The 1424-nt window shown below is 72.8% G+C and carries 2 protein-coding genes; both read left to right on the forward strand.

Annotated features, from left to right (window positions below; translation table 11 throughout):
* Nucleotides 1–652 (forward strand): M48 family metallopeptidase (locus EF903_RS32540; RefSeq protein ID WP_399422205.1); only part of this gene is annotated, 652 nt, incomplete at its 5' end.
* Nucleotides 653–804: 152 nt separating this feature from the next.
* The coding region (locus EF903_RS32545) for a TerD family protein (protein WP_148142654.1) at nucleotides 805–1424 on the forward strand (620 nt) is incomplete at its 3' end.

Raw genomic sequence — 1424 nt, forward strand, 5'->3', positions numbered from 1 at the left:
CGGAGGGTGTGTCCCGCGCCGTTCCGTACCGGTTCCCGCCGTTTCCCGCCGGCCCCGTCCGAACCGCGGAGCGCGGACCCCCCGCCCGCCGCGACCGGGTACGGTCGAAGGCGTGTCCGCCGACCCACCGCAGCGCGCCGTCGAAGTCCGCCGCAGCGCCCGCCGCCGCAAGACCGTGTCCGCCTACCGCGAGGGCGACCGCACCATCGTCCTCATCCCCGCCCGGATGTCCGAGGCGGAGGAACGGCGCTGGGTCGGGGCCATGCTCGACAAGCTCGCCGCCCGGGAGAGCCGGAACACCGTGGGCGACGGGGAACTGATCGGGCGCGCCGAGCGTCTGTCCGGGCAGTACCTCGGCGGCCGCGCCCGCCCGAGCTCGGTGCGCTGGGTCGCCAACCAGAACACCCGCTGGGGCTCCTGCACCCCCGCCGAGGGCAGCATCCGGCTCTCGCACCGCCTCCAGGGCATGCCCGAGTACGTGGTCGACTACGTGCTGCTGCACGAGCTCGCCCACCTCCTCGTGGCCGGCCACGGACCGCGCTTCTGGGAACTCCTGGAGGCGTACCCCCGCACCGAGCGGGCCCGCGGATACCTGGAAGGGGTGGCCGCGGCGGAACGGCACCCCAACGTGCCGCCCCCGCGCGGAGAATGAGCCGGAAGGGCGGCGCGCACCCGCGCACCGCCGCGGCCTGCCCGCCGCTGCCGCCGGATACCGGGTTGATACCGACTTGGCCGGATGTCGTCGGATGCGGCTAGCCTGTGCGCCACGCAATTCACTGTCGGGATGGGGGACGGTCGTTACGTATGGCCAGGGAATTCCAACGCGGTCACAAGGCCAGGATCAGCGATCTCACGGCGGGCACGGACCTGTACGTGGGCGTGCAGATCGCCGGCCCCGGGCTCGCCTTCGACATCAGCTGCTTCGGCCTCGACGCCGATGAGCGGCTCTCGGACGACCGCTACTTCGTCTTCTACAACCAGCCGAAGTCGCCGGAGGAGTCCATCCAGCAGCTCGGCCCGCAGGCCGGCGACACCGAGTCGTTCCGTGTGACGCTGGACCGCATCCCGGCGAACATCCACAAGCTGTCCTTCACCGCCACCATCGACGGCGACGGACAGATGTCGCAGATCGGACCCGGCTACATCCGGATCGTGGCCGGCGGCGAAGAGGTCGTCCGGTACTCCTTCTCCGGAGCCGAGTTCAGCACCGAGCGGGCCGTGATGCTCGGCGACTTCTACCTGAAGGACGTCTGGCGCTTCGCCGCCGTAGGCCAGGGCTTCGACGGCGGGCTCGCCGCGCTGCTGCAGAACTTCGGCGGCGAGGTCGCCGAGGAGCCGGAGCAGCAGGCCCCCGCGGCCGCCGCCCCCGCCGCGGCGCCCGGCTTCGCCCCGCCGCAGGCCGCCGGCCCGGCGCCGTCGTTCGC

The sequence above is a fragment of the Streptomyces sp. WAC05292 genome, from assembly GCF_003949955.1.
GTDB lineage: Bacteria > Actinomycetota > Actinomycetes > Streptomycetales > Streptomycetaceae > Streptomyces > Streptomyces globosus.